General features: G+C 70.2%; 18 protein-coding genes. 5 read left to right on the top strand and 13 right to left on the bottom strand.

All coding sequences use genetic code 11. From position 1 onward, the window contains the following. Positions 1 to 13 precede the first annotated feature (13 nt). The 5 genes from HQ325_RS19940 to rimP all read right to left on the bottom strand — a co-directional run bounded on the left by HQ325_RS19940 (position 14) and on the right by rimP (position 5,432). Entirely contained in the window at positions 14 to 304 is a 291-nt protein-coding gene (locus tag HQ325_RS19940; protein WP_027505078.1) for a DUF503 domain-containing protein, read from the bottom strand. Between the two features lie 94 nt (positions 305 to 398). Further along, positions 399 to 3,260, bottom strand: coding sequence for a translation initiation factor IF-2 (gene infB / locus HQ325_RS19935; protein ID WP_222631970.1), 2,862 nt, complete (start codon positions 3,258 to 3,260; stop codon positions 399 to 401). Positions 3,261 to 3,446: 186 nt separating this feature from the next. Then, positions 3,447 to 3,650, bottom strand: a complete 204-nt coding sequence (locus HQ325_RS19930; RefSeq protein WP_374107260.1) for a YlxR family protein — start codon at positions 3,648 to 3,650, stop codon at positions 3,447 to 3,449. Between the two features lie 158 nt (positions 3,651 to 3,808). Beyond that, entirely contained in the window at positions 3,809 to 4,813 is a 1,005-nt protein-coding gene (nusA, locus tag HQ325_RS19925; protein WP_222632622.1) for a transcription termination factor NusA, read from the bottom strand. Positions 4,814 to 4,817: 4 nt separating this feature from the next. Then, positions 4,818 to 5,432, bottom strand: a complete 615-nt coding sequence (gene rimP / locus HQ325_RS19920) for a ribosome maturation factor RimP (RefSeq protein WP_222631966.1) — start codon at positions 5,430 to 5,432, stop codon at positions 4,818 to 4,820. A 162-nt stretch (positions 5,433 to 5,594) separates the two neighbouring features. On the opposite strand from rimP, the gene HQ325_RS19915 reads away from it, so the two are divergent. Further along, a complete protein-coding gene (locus HQ325_RS19915) occupies positions 5,595 to 6,140 on the top strand; it encodes a hypothetical protein (RefSeq protein WP_308014641.1) in 546 nt (181 codons plus the stop codon). Next, on the top strand, positions 6,137 to 6,583 hold the full coding sequence (locus tag HQ325_RS19910; protein ID WP_222631964.1) for a ferritin-like domain-containing protein: 447 nt from the start codon (positions 6,137 to 6,139) through the stop codon (positions 6,581 to 6,583). Before HQ325_RS19915 ends, HQ325_RS19910 begins: the two co-directional genes overlap by 4 nt. 24 nt (positions 6,584 to 6,607) lie before the next feature. Here HQ325_RS19910 and HQ325_RS19905 read toward each other — a convergent pair whose 3' ends face one another. Both HQ325_RS19905 and HQ325_RS19900 read right to left on the bottom strand, forming a co-directional pair. Beyond that, positions 6,608 to 7,114 carry a hypothetical protein gene (locus HQ325_RS19905; protein WP_222631962.1) on the bottom strand — a complete coding sequence of 169 codons (507 nt, stop codon included), beginning with the start codon at positions 7,112 to 7,114 and terminating at the stop codon, positions 6,608 to 6,610. Continuing rightward, positions 7,111 to 8,865, bottom strand: a complete 1,755-nt coding sequence (locus HQ325_RS19900; protein ID WP_222631960.1) for a proline--tRNA ligase — start codon at positions 8,863 to 8,865, stop codon at positions 7,111 to 7,113. Before HQ325_RS19900 ends, HQ325_RS19905 begins: the two co-directional genes overlap by 4 nt. Before the next feature lie 44 nt (positions 8,866 to 8,909). Between HQ325_RS19900 and yaaA the strand changes: the two genes are divergently transcribed. Both yaaA and HQ325_RS19890 read left to right on the top strand, forming a co-directional pair. After that, positions 8,910 to 9,653 (top strand): peroxide stress protein YaaA, encoded by a 744-nt coding sequence (yaaA, locus tag HQ325_RS19895; protein ID WP_222631958.1) that lies wholly within the window; start codon positions 8,910 to 8,912, stop codon positions 9,651 to 9,653. After that, positions 9,650 to 10,876 carry a DUF2786 domain-containing protein gene (locus tag HQ325_RS19890; RefSeq protein WP_222631956.1) on the top strand — a complete coding sequence of 409 codons (1,227 nt, stop codon included), beginning with the start codon at positions 9,650 to 9,652 and terminating at the stop codon, positions 10,874 to 10,876. The genes yaaA and HQ325_RS19890 overlap by 4 nt, the downstream gene beginning before the upstream one ends. Here the strand turns inward: HQ325_RS19890 and HQ325_RS19885 are convergent. From HQ325_RS19885 to HQ325_RS19875, 3 genes are read right to left on the bottom strand one after another with little or no spacing between them, the layout of a single operon-like run. Then, on the bottom strand, positions 10,867 to 12,324 hold the full coding sequence (locus HQ325_RS19885) for an MFS transporter (RefSeq protein ID WP_222631955.1): 1,458 nt from the start codon (positions 12,322 to 12,324) through the stop codon (positions 10,867 to 10,869). The two genes, HQ325_RS19890 and HQ325_RS19885, sit on opposite strands and share 10 nt — an antisense overlap. Before the next feature lie 8 nt (positions 12,325 to 12,332). Continuing rightward, entirely contained in the window at positions 12,333 to 13,565 is a 1,233-nt protein-coding gene (gene cobA, locus HQ325_RS19880) for a uroporphyrinogen-III C-methyltransferase (protein WP_222631954.1), read from the bottom strand. A gap of 35 nt (positions 13,566 to 13,600) precedes the next feature. Further along, positions 13,601 to 15,283 (bottom strand): alkaline phosphatase D family protein, encoded by a 1,683-nt coding sequence (locus tag HQ325_RS19875; protein WP_222631953.1) that lies wholly within the window; start codon positions 15,281 to 15,283, stop codon positions 13,601 to 13,603. A gap of 151 nt (positions 15,284 to 15,434) precedes the next feature. Between HQ325_RS19875 and HQ325_RS19870 the strand changes: the two genes are divergently transcribed. After that, positions 15,435 to 15,851 carry a helix-turn-helix domain-containing protein gene (locus HQ325_RS19870; protein ID WP_027505065.1) on the top strand — a complete coding sequence of 139 codons (417 nt, stop codon included), beginning with the start codon at positions 15,435 to 15,437 and terminating at the stop codon, positions 15,849 to 15,851. On the opposite strand, the gene HQ325_RS19865 is transcribed toward HQ325_RS19870, so the two are convergent. Genes HQ325_RS19865 through HQ325_RS19855 form a run of 3 tightly spaced genes read right to left on the bottom strand, consistent with a single transcriptional unit; the run spans position 15,824 to position 19,760 of the window. After that, positions 15,824 to 17,236 carry a cobyrinate a,c-diamide synthase gene (locus tag HQ325_RS19865; RefSeq protein WP_222631952.1) on the bottom strand — a complete coding sequence of 471 codons (1,413 nt, stop codon included), beginning with the start codon at positions 17,234 to 17,236 and terminating at the stop codon, positions 15,824 to 15,826. The genes HQ325_RS19870 and HQ325_RS19865 overlap by 28 nt on opposite strands. Further along, positions 17,230 to 17,850: a cob(I)yrinic acid a,c-diamide adenosyltransferase gene (cobO, locus tag HQ325_RS19860; RefSeq protein ID WP_222631951.1), complete on the bottom strand. Its 621-nt coding sequence runs from the start codon at positions 17,848 to 17,850 to the stop codon at positions 17,230 to 17,232. Before cobO ends, HQ325_RS19865 begins: the two co-directional genes overlap by 7 nt. A gap of 11 nt (positions 17,851 to 17,861) precedes the next feature. After that, positions 17,862 to 19,760, bottom strand: a complete 1,899-nt coding sequence (locus HQ325_RS19855; protein WP_222631950.1) for a VWA domain-containing protein — start codon at positions 19,758 to 19,760, stop codon at positions 17,862 to 17,864. Positions 19,761 to 19,837: the final 77 nt, after the last annotated feature.

Here is a 19,837-nt window from a genome sequence, read left to right as displayed (position 1 = left end):
TCTCCTTCGTCCATCAGTCCTCGGGCCCGAACACTCGGCGCCGAACTGCGAGTAGTTGTAGTTCCGGCCTCTCGGCCACGTGTCGCTCGCACGAGTCGAGTACCTCGTGCAGGTGGGCGACGTCCCCGGTGGCGATGGCGACACCCACCATCGAACGACGGTAACGCTCCTGTTCCCCGGTCTCGGCGGCCGACACACCGAAGCGCTGCAGGGCAGCGACGACGGGCTTGATCACCGAACGTTTCTCCTTCAGCGAATGTACGTCGCCGAGCAGGATGTCGAGTTCGAGAGCACCGAGAAACACGAGCACCTCATCGATAGCAGGGTCGGACACCGTCTTCGACGAACGGGTGTGGCCCGCGGACATGCCGCGGGCCACACCCGTACGTTCTCGTCGATCAGTCGCGCGGCTTCTCGCGAAGCTCGTACGCCTCCACGACGTCTCCGACCTTGATGTCGGAGTACGTCACCGTCAGACCACACTCGTAGCCCTCGCGGACCTCGGTGGCGTCCTCCTTCTCGCGCCGGAGCGACGAGATGGTGACGAGCTCGGCGACCACGTTGTTGTCACGCAGCAGTCGAGCCTTCGCGTTGCGGCGCACCAGACCCGAGGTGACGAGGCAACCGGCGATGTTTCCGACCTTCGAGGAACGGAACAGAGCGCGGATCTCGGCCTGGCCCAGCGTGACCTCTTCGTAGACCGGCTTGAGCAGACCCTTGAGGGCCTTCTCGATCTCGTCGATCGCCTGGTAGATCACCGAGTAGTACCGGATGTCCACGCCCTCGCGGTTCGCCAGTTCCGTCGCCTTGCCCTCGGCACGGACGTTGAAGCCGATGATGATCGCGTTGGACGCCGACGCCAGGTTGACGTTGGTCTCGGTGACACCACCGACGCCGCGGTCGATGACGCGCAGTTCGACCTCGTCGTCGATCGCGATACCGACGAGCGCCTCTTCCAAGGCCTCCACGGTGCCGGAGTTGTCGCCCTTCAGGATCAGGTTGAGCTGCGACGTCTCCTTCAGTGCGGCGTCGAGATCGTCGAGGCTGATCCGCTTGCGCGACTTCGCTGCCAGCGCGTTGCGCTTGCGAGCGTTGCGGCGGTCCGCGATCTGACGGGCGATGCGGTCCTCGTCGACGACGAGCAGGTTGTCACCGGCACCCGGCACCGACGTGAAGCCGATGACCTGGACGGGACGCGACGGGAGCGCCTCGATGACGTCCTCGCCGTGCTCGTCGACCATGCGACGGACGCGGCCGTAGGCATCGCCGGCGACGATCGAGTCGCCGACACGCAGGGTTCCGCGAGCGATGAGCACGGTGGCCACCGGTCCGCGACCACGGTCGAGGTGCGCCTCGATGGCGACACCCTGTGCGTCCATGTCCGGGTTGGCGCGCAGGTCGAGCGCCGCGTCGGCCGTCAACAGCACTGCCTCGAGAAGGGCATCGATGTTGGTGCCCTGCTTGGCCGAGATGTCGACGAACATCGTGTCGCCGCCGTACTCCTCGGCGATGAGGCCGTACTCGGTCAGCTGCTGCCGGATCTTGTCCGGGTTCGCGCCTTCCTTGTCGATCTTGTTGACCGCGACCACGATCGGCACGTCTGCTGCCTGGGCGTGGTTGATCGCCTCGACCGTCTGCGGCATGACGCCGTCGTCGGCCGCGACCACGAGGATCGCGAGGTCGGTGGCCTTCGCACCACGGGCACGCATGGCCGTGAAGGCCTCGTGACCGGGGGTGTCGATGAAGGTGACCAGACGCTCGTTGCCCTCGAGCTCCGTGAGGACCTGGTAGGCACCGATGTGCTGCGTGATGCCACCGGCCTCGCCCTCACGCACGGTGGCGTTACGGATCGAGTCCAGCAGTCGCGTCTTGCCGTGGTCGACGTGACCCATGACGGTGACCACGGGGGGACGCTGTTCGAGCTCGTCCTCGCCGCCCTCGTCCTCGCCGTAGGTGAGGTCGAACGAGTTCAGCAGTTCGCGGTCCTCGTCCTCGGGGCTCACGACCTGGACGACGTAGTTCATCTCGCCGCCGAGCAGTTCGAGCGTCTCGTCGTTGACCGACTGAGTCGCTGTCACCATCTCGCCGAGGTTGAACAGCGCCTGGACCAGAGCCGCGGGATTGGCATCGATCTTGTCCGCGAAATCCGAGAGCGACGCGCCGCGGGCGAGACGGATGGTCTCACCGTTGCCACGGGGCAACCGCACGCCACCGACTGCGGGGGCCTGCATCGATTCGTACTCGGCGCGCTTCGCCCGCTTCGACTTGCGGCCACGACGGACGGCGCCGCCGGGACGACCGAACGCGCCTGCCGCGGCACCGCGCTGGCCCGGACGGCCACCGCCGCCGGGACGACCACGGAAGCCGCCACCGGCAGGTGCGCCGGCACCGGGAGCCCCGGGAGCTCCGCCGCCGCCACCGCGGTAGCCGCCGCCACCGGCACCACCGGGACGACCGCCCGGTGCGCCGCCGGGGCGACCCGGACGGCCACCCGCTGCGGGAGCCGGACGAGCCGAACGGCTCGGCATGGCGCCGGGGTTCGGGCGAGGAGGCATCGAGCCGGGATTGGGACGCGGCCCACCGGGACGCGGTCCACCCTGACCTGCGGGGGGACGACCTGCTCCGCCCTGAGCGGGTGCGCCGCCGGCCGGACGCGGTCCGCCCTGGCCCGGAGCCGGGCGCGGGGCACCGGGTCGAGGACCCGCCTGTCCCGGTGCGGGACGCGGCGCGGGGCGCTCGACAGGTGCGGACGAGTAGGGGTTGTTGCCGACGCGCGGTGCCTTCGGTCCCGGCTTGGGGCCGGGAGCGGCGGGCGCGGCGGGTGCCGACGCTGCGGGTGCCTCGGGGGCGGGGGCCGCAGGAGCAGCCGGTGCCGCGGGAGCGGCCGGTGCTGCGGGTGTCGGAGCCGGGGCAGCGGGTGCCGGGGCGGCGGGCGCCGACGGGGCCGGAGCCTGCGCGGCGGGCGCCTCGGGTGCTGCTGCAGCCGGTGCCTCGGGGGCGGCCGGAGCGGGCTTCGGACCGGGGCGGGGGCCGCCCGGCTTCGGGCCTGCGCCGTTTCCGGACGGACGGGTGCCGGTGGACGGTGCCGCGTCGCCGGACGCGGACGGGTACGACTCACGGAGACGTCGCGCGACCGGTGCTTCCACGGTCGACGACGCCGACTTCACGAACTCGCCCTGCTCTTTCAGCCGAGCGAGTAGATCCTTGCTGGTGACACCGAGTTCTTTAGCCAACTCGTGCACGCGGGCCTTGCCTGCCACTGCTCTCCTCACTGAGAGGTCGAGCGCGGCTCCTATGGCAGGCGCCCGCACGACCTCGGGTTATCTCGAAACGATGTTCATCGTCGGTGCTTCACGGTGTGCTCATGAATTCGTGTACCTGTTCTCCTCGTGGCGCGGCGAGGTGCCGCGACCGTTCGGCCGGTCGATCGAGGGTGGCTCGCACCGTCACGGTGCGAGCTCCCGGGCAAGCGCGGACAGGTCCAGCGGACCGGTCACACGCAAGGCACGCCCGAAGGCTCGACGTCGCTCCGCCTGCTGCAGACAGTTCGCGTCGGGATGCAACCATGCACCCCGGCCGGGCAGTCTGCGGCGATGATCGACCACGGCGCTGATCGTGCCGGTGTCGGAGACGCCGGCGACGATCCGCACCAAGGCGGAAGGCGACTCGCGCTGTCTGCATCCTACGCACGTACGCACCGGTCCAGCAGGTGCGGACGCGGTGTCGTCGGACAACGCGTGTCGAGCCGTGTCACAGTCTAACGCGGATTCGGTCCGGTTCGGAACGTCGCCCGCTCGCGCACGCCGACTCAGTGATCGTCCTCGGTCGGCGCGGCGTCGCTCCGGATGTCGATACGCCACCCGGTCAGGCGCGCGGCGAGCCGTGCGTTCTGACCTTCCTTGCCGATCGCGAGCGACAACTGGTAGTCGGGCACCACCACGCGCGCTGCACGTGCGGCCGCATCGACGACCGTGACGGAGACAACCTTCGACGGTGACAACGCATTCCCCACGAACGCGGCGGGGTCGTCGTCGTAGTCGATGATGTCGATCTTCTCGCCGGCCAGCTCGCTCATGACGTTGCGGACACGCTGGCCCATCGGACCGATGCACGCACCCTTGGCATTGAGACCCGATACCGAGGTGCGCACGGCGATCTTCGACCGGTGTCCCGCCTCGCGGGCCACCGACACGATCTCGACGGACTCGTCGGCGATCTCCGGCACCTCGAGCGCGAACACCTTGCGGACCAGATTGGGGTGCGTCCGCGACAGGGTGACCTGCGGGCCGCGATTACCGCGGGTGACGCCCACGACGTAGCACTTGATGCGATCGCCGTGCTCGTACGTCTCACCGGGCACCTGCTCCGCCGGCGGGATGGTCGCGTCCACGCCCTCGGAGTCGCTGCCGATCCGCACCACGACCGTGCCGCGTGCGTTCAGTCGTGCGTCGGCCTGGATGACACCGCCGACGATCTCGCCCTCGTGCGTCGAGTACTCGCCGAACGACTTCTCGTTCTCGGCGTCCCGGAGTCGCTGCAGGATGACCTGACGCGCGGTGGTCGCGGCTATGCGGCCGAAACCCTCGGGAGTGTCGTCCCACTCGGAGACGAAGTTCCCGTTCTCGTCGGTCTCGCGTGCCATGACGCGGACCTCGCCACTCTTGCGATTCACGTCGATGTAGGCGTCGGACCGGTGACCGGCCGTGTGCTTGTACGCGGTGAGCAGCGCACTCTGCAGCGTCTCGATCACCGCGTCGATGGTGATGCCCTTCTCCGCCTCGATCGCGCGGAGGGCAGTCATGTCGATGTTCACGTCGTTATCGGCTTTCGTCGTCTGTGTCGTCGTCTTCGTCACCGGAGACGGGCTCCTCCGGCGGGTCGAGCGGGTCGAAGCGTCCGGGCGTGACGCCGCCCGCCATCTCGAGCTCCGCAGGGTTCGGCTTCTTGAACTCCACCTGCACCGTGGCCGACGTGACCGCGTCGAGCGGCACGGTGCGCAGCGTAGGACCGGTGCGCGAGCGGAGCACGAGGTCCAGTTCGACTGTCCCGTCCTCCGGGGTCCTGAGCTCCCCGACACGGGCGTCGATCGTCTCGTCCCCGAGCGCGACGGTGACCATCCGACCGCGCGCACGACGCCAGTGGCGAGGGTCGGTGAGGGGTCGGTCGACACCCGGGGTGGTCACCTCGAGGTTGTACGCCGTGTCCCCGAATTCGGTTGCCGCATCCAGGATGTCGGAGATCTCGTGGCTCAGTCGCGCGAGCGCGTCGAGCTCGAACCCGGAATCCCGGTCGACGATCACCTTCACGACACTGTGTGCCCCGGCCTTCGAGACGGTGACGTCCTCGAGGTCGAGGTCGCCGTCCGTGAATCCCGGGCCCGCCACGTGTGCCGAGAGCAGTGCGACGACCCTCTCCCTGGATGGAACCGGCATCGCTCGACCACTCCTCGCTGAAGTTGTACAACTCGCCACCGGCGAACTGGGAAGGTGCAACGATACCGCGATCGGGGCGCGTCGGACGACACGCTGTGTCCTCGCATCGAGCGCCCTCGTGTCCGGCGCGGCGACCATGCCCGTGTCTGGCACGATGACCGAGTGCCACCGACAGTTCCGCACCGACCGGTCGTCCTGCACGGCCGCACCCTCTCGACGCTCTCGCGGCGCACCGTCCTGCGCGGCGCCGGAGCAGCCGTCGTCGGCACCGCGATCCTCGCCTCGACGGTCGCGTGCTCGGACGGGGCGCAGGACGACGACGCGGCGCAGCCCGATCCGCTCGCGGCACACGCCACGCGGGCTCGCCGGGACGCCGCCGCCGCGACGGCCGCGATCGCCCAGAACCCGACGGCAGTCGACACGCTCACCGTGATCGCCGATCAGCGAACCGCCCATGCCGAGGCACTCGACACCGAGGTCGCACGTCTCACTCCCCCGCCCACGGTGTCCGGTACCGCCGCGGCGGCGACCCGCACCGCCGAGCCGGAGCAGGTGCCCGCCCCGGCACTCACCGACTTGTCCGCGTCCCTGTCGGACGCCGGCCGCAGCGCCGCCGACGACGCGCGCGCACTGTCCGGCTACCGCGCGGGCCTGCTCGGGTCGATCAGTGCCGCCTGCACACTGGCGTCCGCGGCGGTGGCCGGATGAGTGATCTCGGCCCCGAACAGCAGGCCCTCGTGGACGCGCTGAACGTCGAGTTCGCCGCCGTCTTCGCGTACGGACTCATCGCTGCATTCTCGAACCCCACCCGCGACCCGATGGTCGCGCAGTACGCCGCCGATCACCGTGCACGACGCGACGGCACGATCGATGCCCTGACCGCGGCCAGCGTCACCGCACCGGAGCCCGCAGCCGGCTACACGGTGCCGTTCCCGGTGACGGACGCGGTGGCGGCCGCCCAACTCGCCGCGCAGGTCGAGGACGATGCCGCGATCGCCTGGCGGTCGGTGATCGAACGCGCCCAGTCCGGACACACTCGTGACATCGGCATCGTCGCCCTCACGGACTCCGCACGGCGCGCCTCGGCGTGGAAGGCCATCCTCGGCATCTTCCCGTCGACGGTGGCGTTCCCCGGAACACCGGCCGTCTGACCCCTCCGCGGGCCGGGTCGCCGGTCAGCGCTGGTCGGTCACCGCGGCGACGATCACGGCATCGCCGCCGGTCCACGACGCCGCCGCCAGCCGTGGGTGACCGTCGACCATGTCGTGCACCGCAGTCCACGTGGCGCCGTCGGCATCCCCGGTGACCACCACGGCCGTCCCGGGTCGACCGAGCACCAGCGCCCACTCCAGGTACTGCACCGCCTCGGCCGCGCTCACCTGCGAGACGTCGGCGGACACCACTCCGAAGGTCGTGTCGTCGTCCGTGCGGAGCTGTGGCAACGATCCCGCGGGTTCCCCGGCGACGATCTCCACCCGACCTCGCGCCACGTTCGTGTCGGCCCGGACGGCCGCGACACTCTCGTCCGCGGCGAGCACCACGACAGATCCGCGCTCGCCGACCGCATCGGCCGCGAGAGCGGCCGACCGGCCGTGCGTCGGCGCGATCAGCAGGACGCGCCGAGCGTCGACGAGCCTGGCCAGGACAGCAGGGAGAGACTCGCTCGACGACGAGGTGCTCACACGGGTCGCCCGACCGCGCGCAGGACCTCCCGGCCCGCCGACTCGGCCGGAACGTCACGCGCCTCACCGGTGAATCGGTCCTTCAACTCGACGGTACCGTCGGCCCAGCCGCGACCGAGGACGACGACGAGCGGAACACCGATGAGCTCGGAATCCTTGAACTTCACACCGGGCGACACCTTGGGACGGTCGTCCAGGATCACCTCGAGACCGTGCGCGTCGAGTTCGACGGCGAGTGCCTCCGCACCCTCGCGCGCGCCCACGTCCTTGTTGGCGATGACGATGTGCACGTCGGCGGGTGCGACGGACGCGGGCCACCGCAGACCCTTGTCGTCGTGCATCTGCTCGGCGATGACAGCCACCAGGCGGGAGACACCCACGCCGTACGAACCCTGGAGCAGGCGGGTCGGCTTGCCGTTCTCACCGAGGACGTCGACCGCGAAGGCGTCGGTGTACTTGGTGCCGAGTTGGAAGATGTGGCCGATCTCGATGCCGCGAGCGGACACCAGGGCACCGCGGCCGTCCGGCGAAGGATCACCGTCGCGCACCTCGGCGGCCTCGATGGTGCCGTCCGCGACGAAATCGCGGCCCGCGACCAGATCGACGACGTGCTTGCCCTTCTCGTTCGCCCCGGTGATCCACGCCGTGCCGTCGACGACGCGCGGGTCGACGAGGTAACGCACGCCGTTGTCCTGCAATGCCTTCGGGCCGATGTACCCCTTGACGAGGAACGGATTGGCCGCGAAGTCGGCGTCGCCCAGCATGACGAACTCGGCGGGGGCGAGAGATGCCTCGAGGCGCTTCTCGTCCACGTCGCGATCACCGGGAACGCCGATGGCCAGCAGTTCCCATTCGCCACCGGGGATGCGCGTCTTGAGCAGCACGTTCTTGAGCGTGTCCGCCGCGGTGACCGTGCGGCCGAGATCGGCGCCGTTCGCCCAGTCGACGAGCGTCGCGATGGTCGGGGTGTCGCCGGTCTCGTACACCGTCGGCTGCGGGAGGCCCTCGAGGGGGATCGACGGCGGAGCCGGCGTCGTGACGGCCTCGACGTTCGCGGCGTACCCGGACTCGACACACCGCACGTACGTGTCCTCGCCGACGACCGATTCCGCGAGGAATTCCTCGGACGCGCTCCCGCCCATCGCCCCGGACGTGGCCGCGACGATGACGTAGCTGACACCGAGGCGCTCGAAGATTCGCTGGTACGCCTCGCGGTGGGCCTCGTAGGACGTCTTCAGACCCGCCTCGTCCAGATCGAACGAGTACGAGTCCTTCATGACGAACTCACGGCCGCGCAGGATGCCGGCCCGCGGACGCTCCTCGTCGCGGTACTTGGTCTGGATCTGGTACAGCGTGACCGGCAGGTCCTTGTAGGAGCTGTACTCCCCCTTGACCGTCAGCGCGAAGAGCTCCTCGTGCGTCGGCCCGAGCAGCATGTCGACGCCCTTGCGATCCTTGAGCCGGAACAGCCCGTCGCCGTACTCGGTCCAGCGGTTGGTCACCTCGTACGGTTCGCGCGGCAGCAGCGCCGGCAGCGAGATCTCCTGGCCACCGATCGCGTTCATCTCCTCGCGCACCACCTGCTCGACGCGGCGCAGCACCCGGAGCCCGAGCGGCAGCCACGAGTACACACCGGGAGCGATGCGGCGGACGTAGCCGGCGCGCACCAGGAGCTTGTGGCTCGGTACCTCGGCATCGGCGGGATCGTCGCGGAGCGTGCGCAGGAACAGGTGGGACAGACGGGTGATCACAGGCGCACAGCCTAGTCCGTGGGTGTGTCGGTACCGTTCCTGCCGTGCTCGTTCTTCTGCCACCGTCCGAAACCAAGTCCGCGGGCGGCCGCGGTGATCCGCTCGATCTCGACCGGCTGTGGCTTCCGCAGCTCACCGACGTCCGATCGACGCTGGTGAACGCTCTCGTGTCCCTCGCCGACGATCCCGCGGCCTCCCGCACGGCCCTGGGACTCTCGCCGAAGCAGGACGACGAGATCGAGCGCAATGCGGCCCTGACGGTCTCGGCGACGAGACCGGCTCTCGAGCGCTACACCGGAGTGTTGTTCGACGCGTTGGACGCGGCATCGTTCACCCGGGCGCAGAAGGCCAAGGCTCGGCAGCGCCTCGCGATCGGGTCCGCCCTCTTCGGTGCGGTGCGAGCGGACGATCCGGTTCCGGCGTACCGGCTCTCGGGCGGGTCCGCACTGCCCGGGCTCCCCACGCTCCGCGCCCTGTGGAAGCCGGTGCTGCCCGCGGCGGTCACCGCCGCGGCCGACGGTCTCGTCGTCGATCTGCGCTCGGGAATCTACCGCGACCTGGGTCCCGTACCCGGTGCGGTCACCGCCACCGTGCTCACCGAGCAACCCGACGGATCCCGCACCGTCGTCAGCCATTTCAACAAGCATCACAAGGGACTGCTGGCACGGGCGCTGACCGTCACCCGCGCGGAACCCACGAGCGCACGGGCCGTCGCCGCGGTCGCCGTCCGTGCAGGACTCCGAGCCGAGGTCGCATCGCCGACCGAGGTGATCGTGCTGACCGAATGAACCCGGTCCCGGAACTGCTGCAGCGCGGCGCCGATGCCGCCGTCGGTCGCACCGCCTCGCAACGCGTGGTGGACGACGTCGCGGACCAGTTGGTCGCCTGCACCGACGCGGATCCCCTCGCTCAGGGATCCGTCACGCTCCTGTCCACGATCACGGCGCTGTACGAGGAGGGGTGGCAACCGCTCGACCTGCTGCACGTCGTCCGCCGCCACTGCACGGCCGAAGTCACCGGACTCGCAGCCGCCGCGCTCCTGCACGAGGCCGAGCTCTCCGACGCCACCTCGCGCGCGCCCGAGAGCTGGGTGCGCCAGGTCGAGGCGATCCGGGCGCTGCGCCCGGACGTCGAGTCGCCCGTCGACGCGTCTCCGAGCCTGCTCGCCGCGCGTCTGCGCCTCGGCGGTGCGTCCGACTACATCGCCGTCAGTGACCAGTGGATCGCCGTGCTCACGCTGCTCGGGCGGTGGCAGAGCCTGCCCCGACTCACCCGGATCGGCGCGCTGCCGTCGCAGTGGCCGTCGGCCCGGACTGCACGCCTGCTGCCGCCCGACACCGTCGTCGGGTCCGGCATGCTCGGGCGCATCAGGGGGCTTCTCGCCAAGGCGGACTCGACCGAATTCGAGGAGGAGGCCGATGCGTTCACCGCGAAGGCGCAGGAACTGATGACGAAGTACTCCGTCGACACCCTCGTGCTCGCCGAGGGCCGGACCGACGTCGTGAGCAGGCGTGTGCACGTCGACAATCCGCACGCGGATGCGCGTGCACAGTTGCTGCACGTGGTGGCGACGGTCAACCGCACCCGGGTGGTCTGGGACAACGATCACGCCCTCGCGACGGTGGTGGGTGCACCCGTCGACGTGGAGCAGACCGAGATGCTCTTCACCTCCCTCTCGGTGCAGGCGGCGCGCGCTCTGGCTCGCGCTCCCCGACCGGCTCGGCGGAAGAAGGCGGCATCCGGGTTCGACACCGCGTTCCTGTGGGCCTACGCCGTGCGGCTGGGTGAACGCCTCGCCGAGTCGGACGCGCTGGCCCTCGAGGAGGCGAGTCGGCGGTCCGGCGATCTGCTGCCGATGCTGGCGACGCAGACGGTGGCCGTCGAGGCCGAGGTCGAGCGACTGTTCCCGGCCACCCGGTCGGTCCGTGGGCCCCGGCTGGACCTCGCGGGATGGGAGTCCGGGCGCGCGGCGGCGAACGAGGCGGACCTGCCCGCAGACCGTCAGCGGTGAACCGCGTCCTGGGCTGCCTTGGCCTGGGCGACGTCGGCCGCGCTGTAGCGGATGAACAACGCCGAGACGGCGGCGACCGCGGCGAGAACGGCGCAGCCGAGAAGAGCGAACGTGTAGCCCTCTCCGAGTGCGACGATCTCCGGACGGGTCATCCCGACGGCAGAGCCCGTCCGACCGCCCAGTGAGAGCGTCTTCGACGCTGCGATGGCGCTGACCACGGCGAGGCCGAGCGGGCCGCCCAGGTTCTGCGCGACGAGCGAGATGGCGGTGAGGGGCCCGATGTTCTTCTGGTCGACATTGGCGATCGCACACAGCGGGAGAGCGATGACGGCCAGTCCGACACCGAAACCGATGCCACCGATGGGCAGGAACAGGTTCTTCCAGTACGTCGACTCCACCGTGATGGTCGACGCGAAGATCAGGTACCCGACGGTGAGAACCGCGCCGGTCGCGATGATCCAGCGTGGTGCGACCCGCGGCGCCAGCCACGACGACGCGACGGCGGCGAGCGCCATGCCGCCACCGAACGGGATGAACGAGATGCCGGCGCGCAGCGGGCTGTAGTCCAACACGTCCTGGACGAACACCGCGACGATCACGGTCATCGCGAACAGGGCGCCACCGGAGAAGAAGATGGCGACGAAGGTGGCGACGCGGTCCCGGTCGCGGAAGAGCTCGAACGGCAGCAGGGGGTTCCTGGCACGCCGCTCGACGGTGAGGAACGCGAGCAGCAGGAACAGACCGAGGACGATCGCGGTGAGGGTGACGACGTCCGTCCAGCCTCGCTCCGGACCCTCGACGATGCCGAACACGACACCGGTGGATCCGAGCGTCGCAAGGATCGCCCCCGGCACGTCGAGGGGCGCCCGCTCGCCGGCGGTCTCGGTGAGCGCGCGCCATCCCAGTGCCAGGATCGCGAGTCCGATCGGCACGTTGATGAGGAAGATCCACCGCCACGAGACCTCGGTGAGCGCGCCGCCGATGATGAGACCGGAGAAGGAGCCGACGCCGGTCATGGCCGCGTAGATGGCGATGGCCTGATTACGGACGGGACCGGGCGCGAAGGTGGTGGCCACCAGCGCGAACGCGGTGGGTGACGCGACCGCGGCGCCGGCGCCCTGGATCACGCGGGCCAGCACCAGCATCGCCTCGTTCTGCGCGAGGCCGCAGGCCGCGGACGCCACCGTGAACAGCGCGACTCCCACCAGGAACATGCGCTTGCGCCCGAAGGCGTCGCCCATGCGACCGCCGAGGAGCATGAGCCCGCCGAAGGCCAGGACGTACGACGAGACGACCCAGTTGCGACCGGCATCGCTGAGGCCGAGTTCGGCCTGCAGCGGAGCGAGAGCAAGGTTGACCACGGTGCCGTCGAGCACGGCCATCAGCTGCATACCGCTGAGCGCGATGATCGCGAGCCCGAAGGCCCGCTCGGTGACGGGATAGGTCATGGGCCGGGTCACGAGGCTGCCCCGATCACGGCCGCGGCGTCGAACCCCGCCACCGGTCCGATGACGATGATGGCCGGTGGCCGCACGTTCTCTGCGCGCACCCGCTCGGCGACGGAGGTCAGATCTGCCCGCACCACCCGCTGCGACCGCGTCGTGCCCTCCTGGACCACCACGACCGGCGTGTCAGCGGCGCGCCCGTTCTCGACGAGCACGTCCGCGAAGGCTCCGATGCGCTCGACCGCCATGAGCAGCACGATGGTGCCGCGCAGCCGGCCCAGGGACGGCCAGTCGATCAGCGAGTCCGGGTGATCCGGGCGCAGATGACCGCTGACGACGACGAACTCGTGCGTGACGCCACGATGGGTGACCGGGATACCGGCGGCGGACGGCACCGAGATGGCGCTGGTGATGCCGGGAACGACGGTGACGGGAATGCCCGCTGCGGTGCACGCCTCGAGTTCCTCGTATCCGCGGCCGAAGACGTAGGGATCGCCGCCCTTGAGTCGGACCACGAACCGGCCGGCGCGGGCATGCGTGATCAACGCGTCGTTGATGGCCTCCTGCGCCATGAACCGGCCATACGGGATCTTCGACGCGTCGATCACCTCGACGTGCGGTCCCAGTTCGGCCAGCAGCTCGGGTGGTGCGAGACGGTCGGCCACCACCACGTCGGCGCGCGCGAGCAGTCGGCGTCCCCGCACGGTGATGAGGTCCGGGTCTCCCGGTCCGCCGCCCACCAACGCGACCCCGGCGATCGACTTCTCCGGCGCGTCCGCGATGGCCCCGGACTGGAGCCCGTCGAGCACGGCGTTGCGCACGGCGGCGGACCGTCGGTGTTCTCCGCTCGCCAGCACACCGACGGTCAGACCGTCGTACTCCGCGCTGGCGGGCGTGACCGCCGTGCCGTCCCTCGCCACGTCCGCGCGCACGCAGAAGATCCGGGAGCGCGCCGCTTCCGCGACGATCGCCGCGTTGGTCTCGGCCTCGTCGGTGCACGCGATCGCGTACCAGGCCTCGTGCAGGTCGCCGTCCCGATAGTCGCGCAGTTCCAGTGCGATCTGACCGAAGCTCGCCATGCCCTCGACGGCCGGGGTGGCCTCGCGGGTGATGACGACGACCTTCGCGCCGCACGACACCAGCAGCGGGAGCCGCCGCTGCGCGACACTGCCCCCACCGACGACGACCACGCGACGACCGGCCAGATCGAGCCCTGCGAGATAGGGAGAATCGGTCGCGTCCACGTCGGAAGACCCTACCTGTCGAGGCACGGGCACGATCAGCGCTGCCGCACCCCGGACGGCGTGAGGTCGTAGCGAGCCGTGGTGCTGAGCGTCTGACGCCCGTTCACCACCGCGGCGTGGTTCACCTCGAGACGCAGCGCCTGCGAGTCCGTGGTCAACGACATCACCCCGTTGTCGAACCACGGACCCGCCTCCGTGCTCCACTCCGCGTGCACGGGTTCCGCCTTGGCTCCGCGCGCCAGTCGCGCGAGCATCCTCGCGACCGGGCGGCGGATCGCGAGACGGTTGACCGCGCGGATCGGCAGGTTCAGCGGGTTACGGAACGGCGACATGGTCAGCTGGTAGAGCGAGGTCGACGTCGACACGCGGGTCTCCGCCTTGGCGACGTAGGAGCAGTGCACGTCACCCGACAACCACACCAGCGACTTCGGCGCGTCCGGTCCCACGACCACCTCGTCGACCAGATCCACCATGTCGCCGAACGACTTCCCGAACGCGGCCCAGTGCTCGAGATCGAGCGCGATACGCAGCTTCTCCCCGATTCTCCCGAATCGCTTCCCCCACGCGCCCTGTGCCACCGCCTCGTTCCACTGCTCCACCGCGTGCAGCCCCGGAAGCATCAGGAAGGGCAGCGACGACCCCAGGAGCACGTGCTCCTTGCCCGAGTTCAGCGTGTGCTCGCGCACCCATGCCCACTCGACGTCGTCGACCATGGCCCTGCGCTCGGGCGACAGGTCACGCGAACACCGGCTGTCGATCATGACCAGTCGCGTGTTGCCGATGTCACGGTGATAGCTCCAGCGCGCCGAGGACGGTTCCGCGTCCGCTTTCAGGGCGAACTCCGCGAGCAGCGTCTCGCGCTCGGAATCGCTCCCGGCGGATCGCACGGCCGCGTACATCGCGTCGTCCTCGAGTTCGCGCGGGGACAGGTTGCCCAGGTGTTGATAGACCCAGTACGAGGAGAAGGCGCCGATCACGCGGTCCTCCCACCAGGACGCCTGTGTCACCTCCGCGCGCCAGTCCGCGGAGGAGTTCCAGTCGTCCCGCAGATCGTGGTCGTCGAGGATCATGCACGTCGGGACCGTGGCCATCAGTTGGCGGACGCGGTCGTCCCCCCACGACTCCTGGTAGAGCCAGGTGTACTCCTCGAAGTCGCAGATCTCGTCCTCGACCTCCTCCGAGCGGGCGCCGGCAGCACGTTCGCCGGCCTCGCGCCGGGCGTGCAGGCGCTCGACGATCTCGGGCGACGGATCGTCCGCGTAGACCTGATCGCCTAGGAAGACCAGGAGGTCCGGCCACGTGTCCGGCTCCTCGCTCGCGACGCGGTCGGCGAGCCCGACCAGGGCGTCGGCGCCGATGCGCGTCAATGCCTCGTCGCTGTAGGTGTCACCCCGCCGGCAGGATCCGAAGGCGACGGTGACGGGCTCGTCGTCGCACATCGTGTGCACGACGGCCCGGCGATCGGGGGTGGGCCACACCTGCTCGCCGTCGATCGCGACGGTGTAGTCGACGACGGAGTTCTGCGGCAGATCCTCGACGGCGACGAGGGCGTAGTGGTGCCCGTGGAGACCCCACGTGCGCTCGTCCACCGAGGCGCCCGAGGACGTGGTGACCGTGACGGTGCAGGAGTGCGACGTCTCCACCCAGAAGGTCGCGCGATCGGTACTGACGTAGCGGACGAACGGCCCCAGGATCAGTCTCTGGTCGATGTCGGTCATTCGATCCAGATTGCCACCAATGCCCGATTTCCGCGCCGTTCACCGGCAACCTGTCGGAAAAGTCTCCCGTCGAGATGTCCGGGAAAAGCCGCCAGAGGGCACGTAGATGTCCCAATTGACGTGTGCGACAGGGGATGTTTACGTTGTTTGGATGACTGTGCGGATGTATTCGGTCGACGATGTCGCCGACATGCTGGGGCTGCATGTGCGCACCGTCCGCGGCTACGTGCGGTCCGGACGCCTCCCGGCCGTCCGCATCGGTAAGCAGTACCGCATCTCCGGTGAGGACCTCGAGACGTTCACCGGGCAGGCCGCCTCCACACTGCGCACCGAGCATCGGGTCGAGGTCACGTCGATCGTCGACATCGACACCGTCGACCGCGAGACCGCGGATCGGCTGACCGCACTGCTCGCCAGAGCCACCGGGGACGCGCGACCGGACAGTGAGCCGTTGCGCGTCAACACCGCCTACGACGCGCAACGCGACCGACTGAAGGTCGTCGTCCTCGGCGCCCCGCGCGAAGTGTCACGGCTACTGGACTACCTGGAGGGCCTGCTCGCGGCGTGATCGGTGGACGGTCGGCAGGCCGCCACGAACCGAGCGAATCCCCGGGCGGTCGCCACCGGATGGGTGTGCAGATACGACGCGTGCACCCGTCCGCCGGTGCCGACAGACCCCTCCTGCACGGTGCTGCCGTCGCGACGCCAGGCCCAGGCGGGTTCGAACGATCCCGCCCGGACGACGTGGGTGCGGTGGAATTCGTGACCGGTGATGCGCTGGCCGACGTCGAACATCACCGACCCCGTCAGCGCCACCGCGTCTCGATAGCCGAGGGTGAGCCGCGATCCGAACTCGACGTCGAGGTCGAGCACTCCCGCCATGCGGTGCCCGTCCAGCGAGGTGGCGAGGTACAGCAGGCCCGCGCACTCACCGTGCACCGGCCACCCGGCGTCGGCGAGAGCCCGGATGTCGTGCAGCAGCGGCTCGTTGGCTGCCAGCTCGGCGGCGTGGAGCTCGGGGAAGCCGCCGGGAACGACCAGGCCGGTGGCGCCCTCGGGCAACCGGTCGTGGCGCGGATCGAACACCGCGACGTCCGCCCCCGCGGCACTCAGTATTTCCGGTTGCTCGGCGTAGCCGAACGTGAACGCCGGGCCGCCGGCGACGGCGACGACCGGACGCGGACCCTCGATCCGCTCCCCCACCGCGGCGTCCGGACTCCACGGCTCCGCGGCAGGAACCTGCGCCGTCGCCGCGATGTGGACGAGAGCATCGACGTCGACATGGCGGGACACCAGCTCGGTCATCGCCGCGACGGCGTCCACCGCGGCGGAGCCGTGCTCGGCGGCGGTCACCAGGCCGAGGTGACGCGACGGCACCTCGAGCGCACCGGCGCGAGGCACCGACCCGATCACGGGAATGCCGACCCGGTCGCAGGCCTGCCGCAGCACCGCCTCGTGTCGCTCGCTGCCGACCCGGTTGAGGACCACCCCGGCGACGCGAACCGTGGGGTCGTAGGTCGAGAACCCGTGAACCAGCGCACCGATGCTCTGGCTGTGCCCTCGCGAATCCACCACGAGGATCACCGGCGCACCGATCGCGGCGGCGACGGCGGCGGTGGACCCCTCCGCAGCGGGTTCCGCGGCGTGGGGGTCGATGCGACCGTCGAAGAGACCCATGACGCCCTCGACGACCGCGATGTCGCAACCGCTCGCACCCCAGCGCAGCGCGGGCACCATCGCGTCGCGGCCCATCATGACGGCGTCGAGGTTGCGACCCGGCCGGCCCGCGGCGACGGCGTGGTACCCGGGATCGATGTAGTCCGGGCCGACCTTGAACGGAGCGACCCGCCGGCCGGCGGCGCGCAGTGCCCCCATGATGCCGGTGGCGATGGTGGTCTTGCCGCTGCCGGACGAGGGGGCCGCGATGACGACGGCGGGGAGGCCGTTCACCATTCGATCCCGCGCTGACCCTTGCGTCCCGCGTCCATGGGGTGCTTGACCTTCGACATCTCGGTGACCAGATCGGCGGCGTCGAGCAGCGCGGTGGGTGCGTTGCGGCCGGTGATGACGACATGCTGGTTGCCGGGCCGGTCGGTGAGGGTGCGCACCACGTCGTCGACGTCGATCCACCCCCAGTGCAGCGGATAGGTGAACTCGTCGAGAACGTAGAAACGGTGTCGTTCGTCGTGGATGCGCGCCGCGATCTCCGCCCACCCTTCACGGGCGTCCTCGGCGTGGTCGACCTCCTCGCCTCGCTTGCGCGACCAGGACCATCCCGAGCCCATCTTGTGCCATTCCACGGCGCCGCCGACGCCGGTCTCGTCGTGCAGATCGCCGAGGGTGCGGAACACCGATTCCTCCCCGACTTTCCACTTGGCGCTCTTGACGAACTGGAAGACCGCGACGTCGAAACCCTGGTTCCACGCGCGCATCGCCATGCCGAACGCGGCGGTGGACTTACCCTTTCCGGGGCCCGTGTGGACGGCCAGGATCGGAAGGTTGCGACGCTGCCTGGTGGTCAGACCGTCGTCGGGAACGGTACCGGGTGCCGGAACTCCCTGTGGCATGGACGATCTCCTCAGGCTGCGGCCCGGACGACGCCGGCCACGCTCGCCGACGACAGTTCGGGCAGTGAGATGTAGGTGCCGCGCAGGGCGGTCGCGAGGTCGCGCGCGAGTCCGAGGCGCACCATGCCGGATTCGCAGTCGACGACCACGGAGGCCACCTTGTCCGCGGCCAGCAGTGCGGCGGCCTGGCGAGCTCTCCCCACCGGATCAGGTCCACCGGTGGCTCGTCCGTCGGTCAGGGTGACGACGAGGGCACGACGCCCCGGCTCCCGGACCCGTTCACGTGCGATGACGTCGCGTGTCGTCAGGAAGCCCGAGGCGAGCGGCGTTCTGCCGCCCGTGCGCACGTCGCGGAGCCGGGTGACGGCGACGTCCACCGACCGGGTCGGCGGGAGGATCACCTCCGCGTCGCTGCCCCGCACCGAGACGACGGCGACGCGGTCGCGGCGTCGGTAGGCGTCGCGCAGCAACGACACGACGGCACCGGTGACCGCCGACAGGCGGTCGCGCGCCGCCATCGAGCCGGAGGCGTCGACGACGAAGACGATCAGATTGCCTTCGCGCCCCTCGCGATCGACGCCGCGCAGATCACCGCCCGCGATGGACAACCGGCCGGACTCGGCCGCTCCCCTGCGCTCCGCGGCACGCATCAGAGTGCCGACGAGATGGAGTGAGCCGCCGGTGAAGTCGGTCGCACGCACGACACGACCCGAGGACACCCGCGCGCGTGAGCGACGGCCGGGTGCGCCGTCGCCGACACCGTCGATCTGCAGAAGCCGGGCATCGAAGCCGTCCCCGGACGCGGCGGTTCCGGAGCTGCCGCCGGTCGACGGCGGCGGGGGCGGTTCATCGGCCGACGGTGCATCGTCGGAGCTCGAAGGTTCGGGGGCACCGTCCTCGGCACCGGGATCGGGTGCGCCGCCGCCGTCCGGGTCGGGATCGGGGTCGGGTTCCGGCTCCGAACGTCGCACGTCCTCGTCCGCCTGCGACATCGCGTCGTCCAGCTCGCCGTCCGCGAGTCCGGGCGCGTCGAACGGATCGCGCCGACGTCGATGCGGCAACGCCAGTTCGACGGCGACGCGCACGTCGTCCTCGGTCACCGTGGTGCCGCCCCGCCACGCGGCGTGCGCGGTCGCGGTGCGCGCGACGACGAGGTCACCGCGCATCCCATCCACGTCGAAGGCCGCACACACGGCCGCGATACGGCGCAGTTCCGAGTCGGGCAGCTCGACGTCGGCGACACGGTCACGTGCAGCGGCGATGCGGGCCGCGATCTCCGCGTCGGCGTCGGCGTGGGCCTCGGCGAACGCCTCGGCGTCGCGTTCGTAGTCGAGTCGGCGACGGACGACCGTCATCCGCGTGTCGACATCGCGGGAGGCGGACACGTCCACGGCGAGGCCGAAGCGATCGAGCAGCTGCGGGCGCAGCTCCCCCTCCTCGGGGTTCATGGTGCCGACGAGCACGAAGGTCGACGGGTAGGAGTGCGAGATACCGTCCCGCTCCACGTGTACCCGGCCCATGGCTGCCGCGTCGAGCAGCAGATCGACGAGATGGTCGTGGAGAAGGTTGACCTCGTCGACGTACAGCAGGCCACGGTCCGCTGACGCGAGCAGGCCGGGGGTGAAGGCGCGTTCGCCGTCACGGACGATGCGCTCGAAGTCGATGGACCCGACGACGCGGTCCTCGGTCGCACCGACGGGCAGTTCGACGAGCCGAGCGGGCCGGGTGCCCGCCGAGTCCGTGACGGGGGGCATCAGCGCCGTCAGGGCGCGCACGGCGGTCGATTTCGCCGTGCCCTTCTCACCGCGTACGAGCACGCCGCCGATGCCGGGATGAACGGCACAGAGTGAGAGCGCCAACAGCAGTCGGTCCTGACCGACGATGGCGGAGAACGGATATCCGGGATTCACGCGTGTGGTCCTGTTCGACCTCGGTGACCGCGCCGAGGAGTCGAGACGATGCTGCGCGTGGTCTCCTCACGCAGCAG

Origin of the sequence: Rhodococcus sp. BP-349, from assembly GCF_019835845.1 — a bacterium.
GTDB lineage: Bacteria > Actinomycetota > Actinomycetes > Mycobacteriales > Mycobacteriaceae > Rhodococcoides.
Note: the sequence above shows the minus strand (reverse complement) of the source record. Positions and strands in the feature narration are given on the sequence as shown.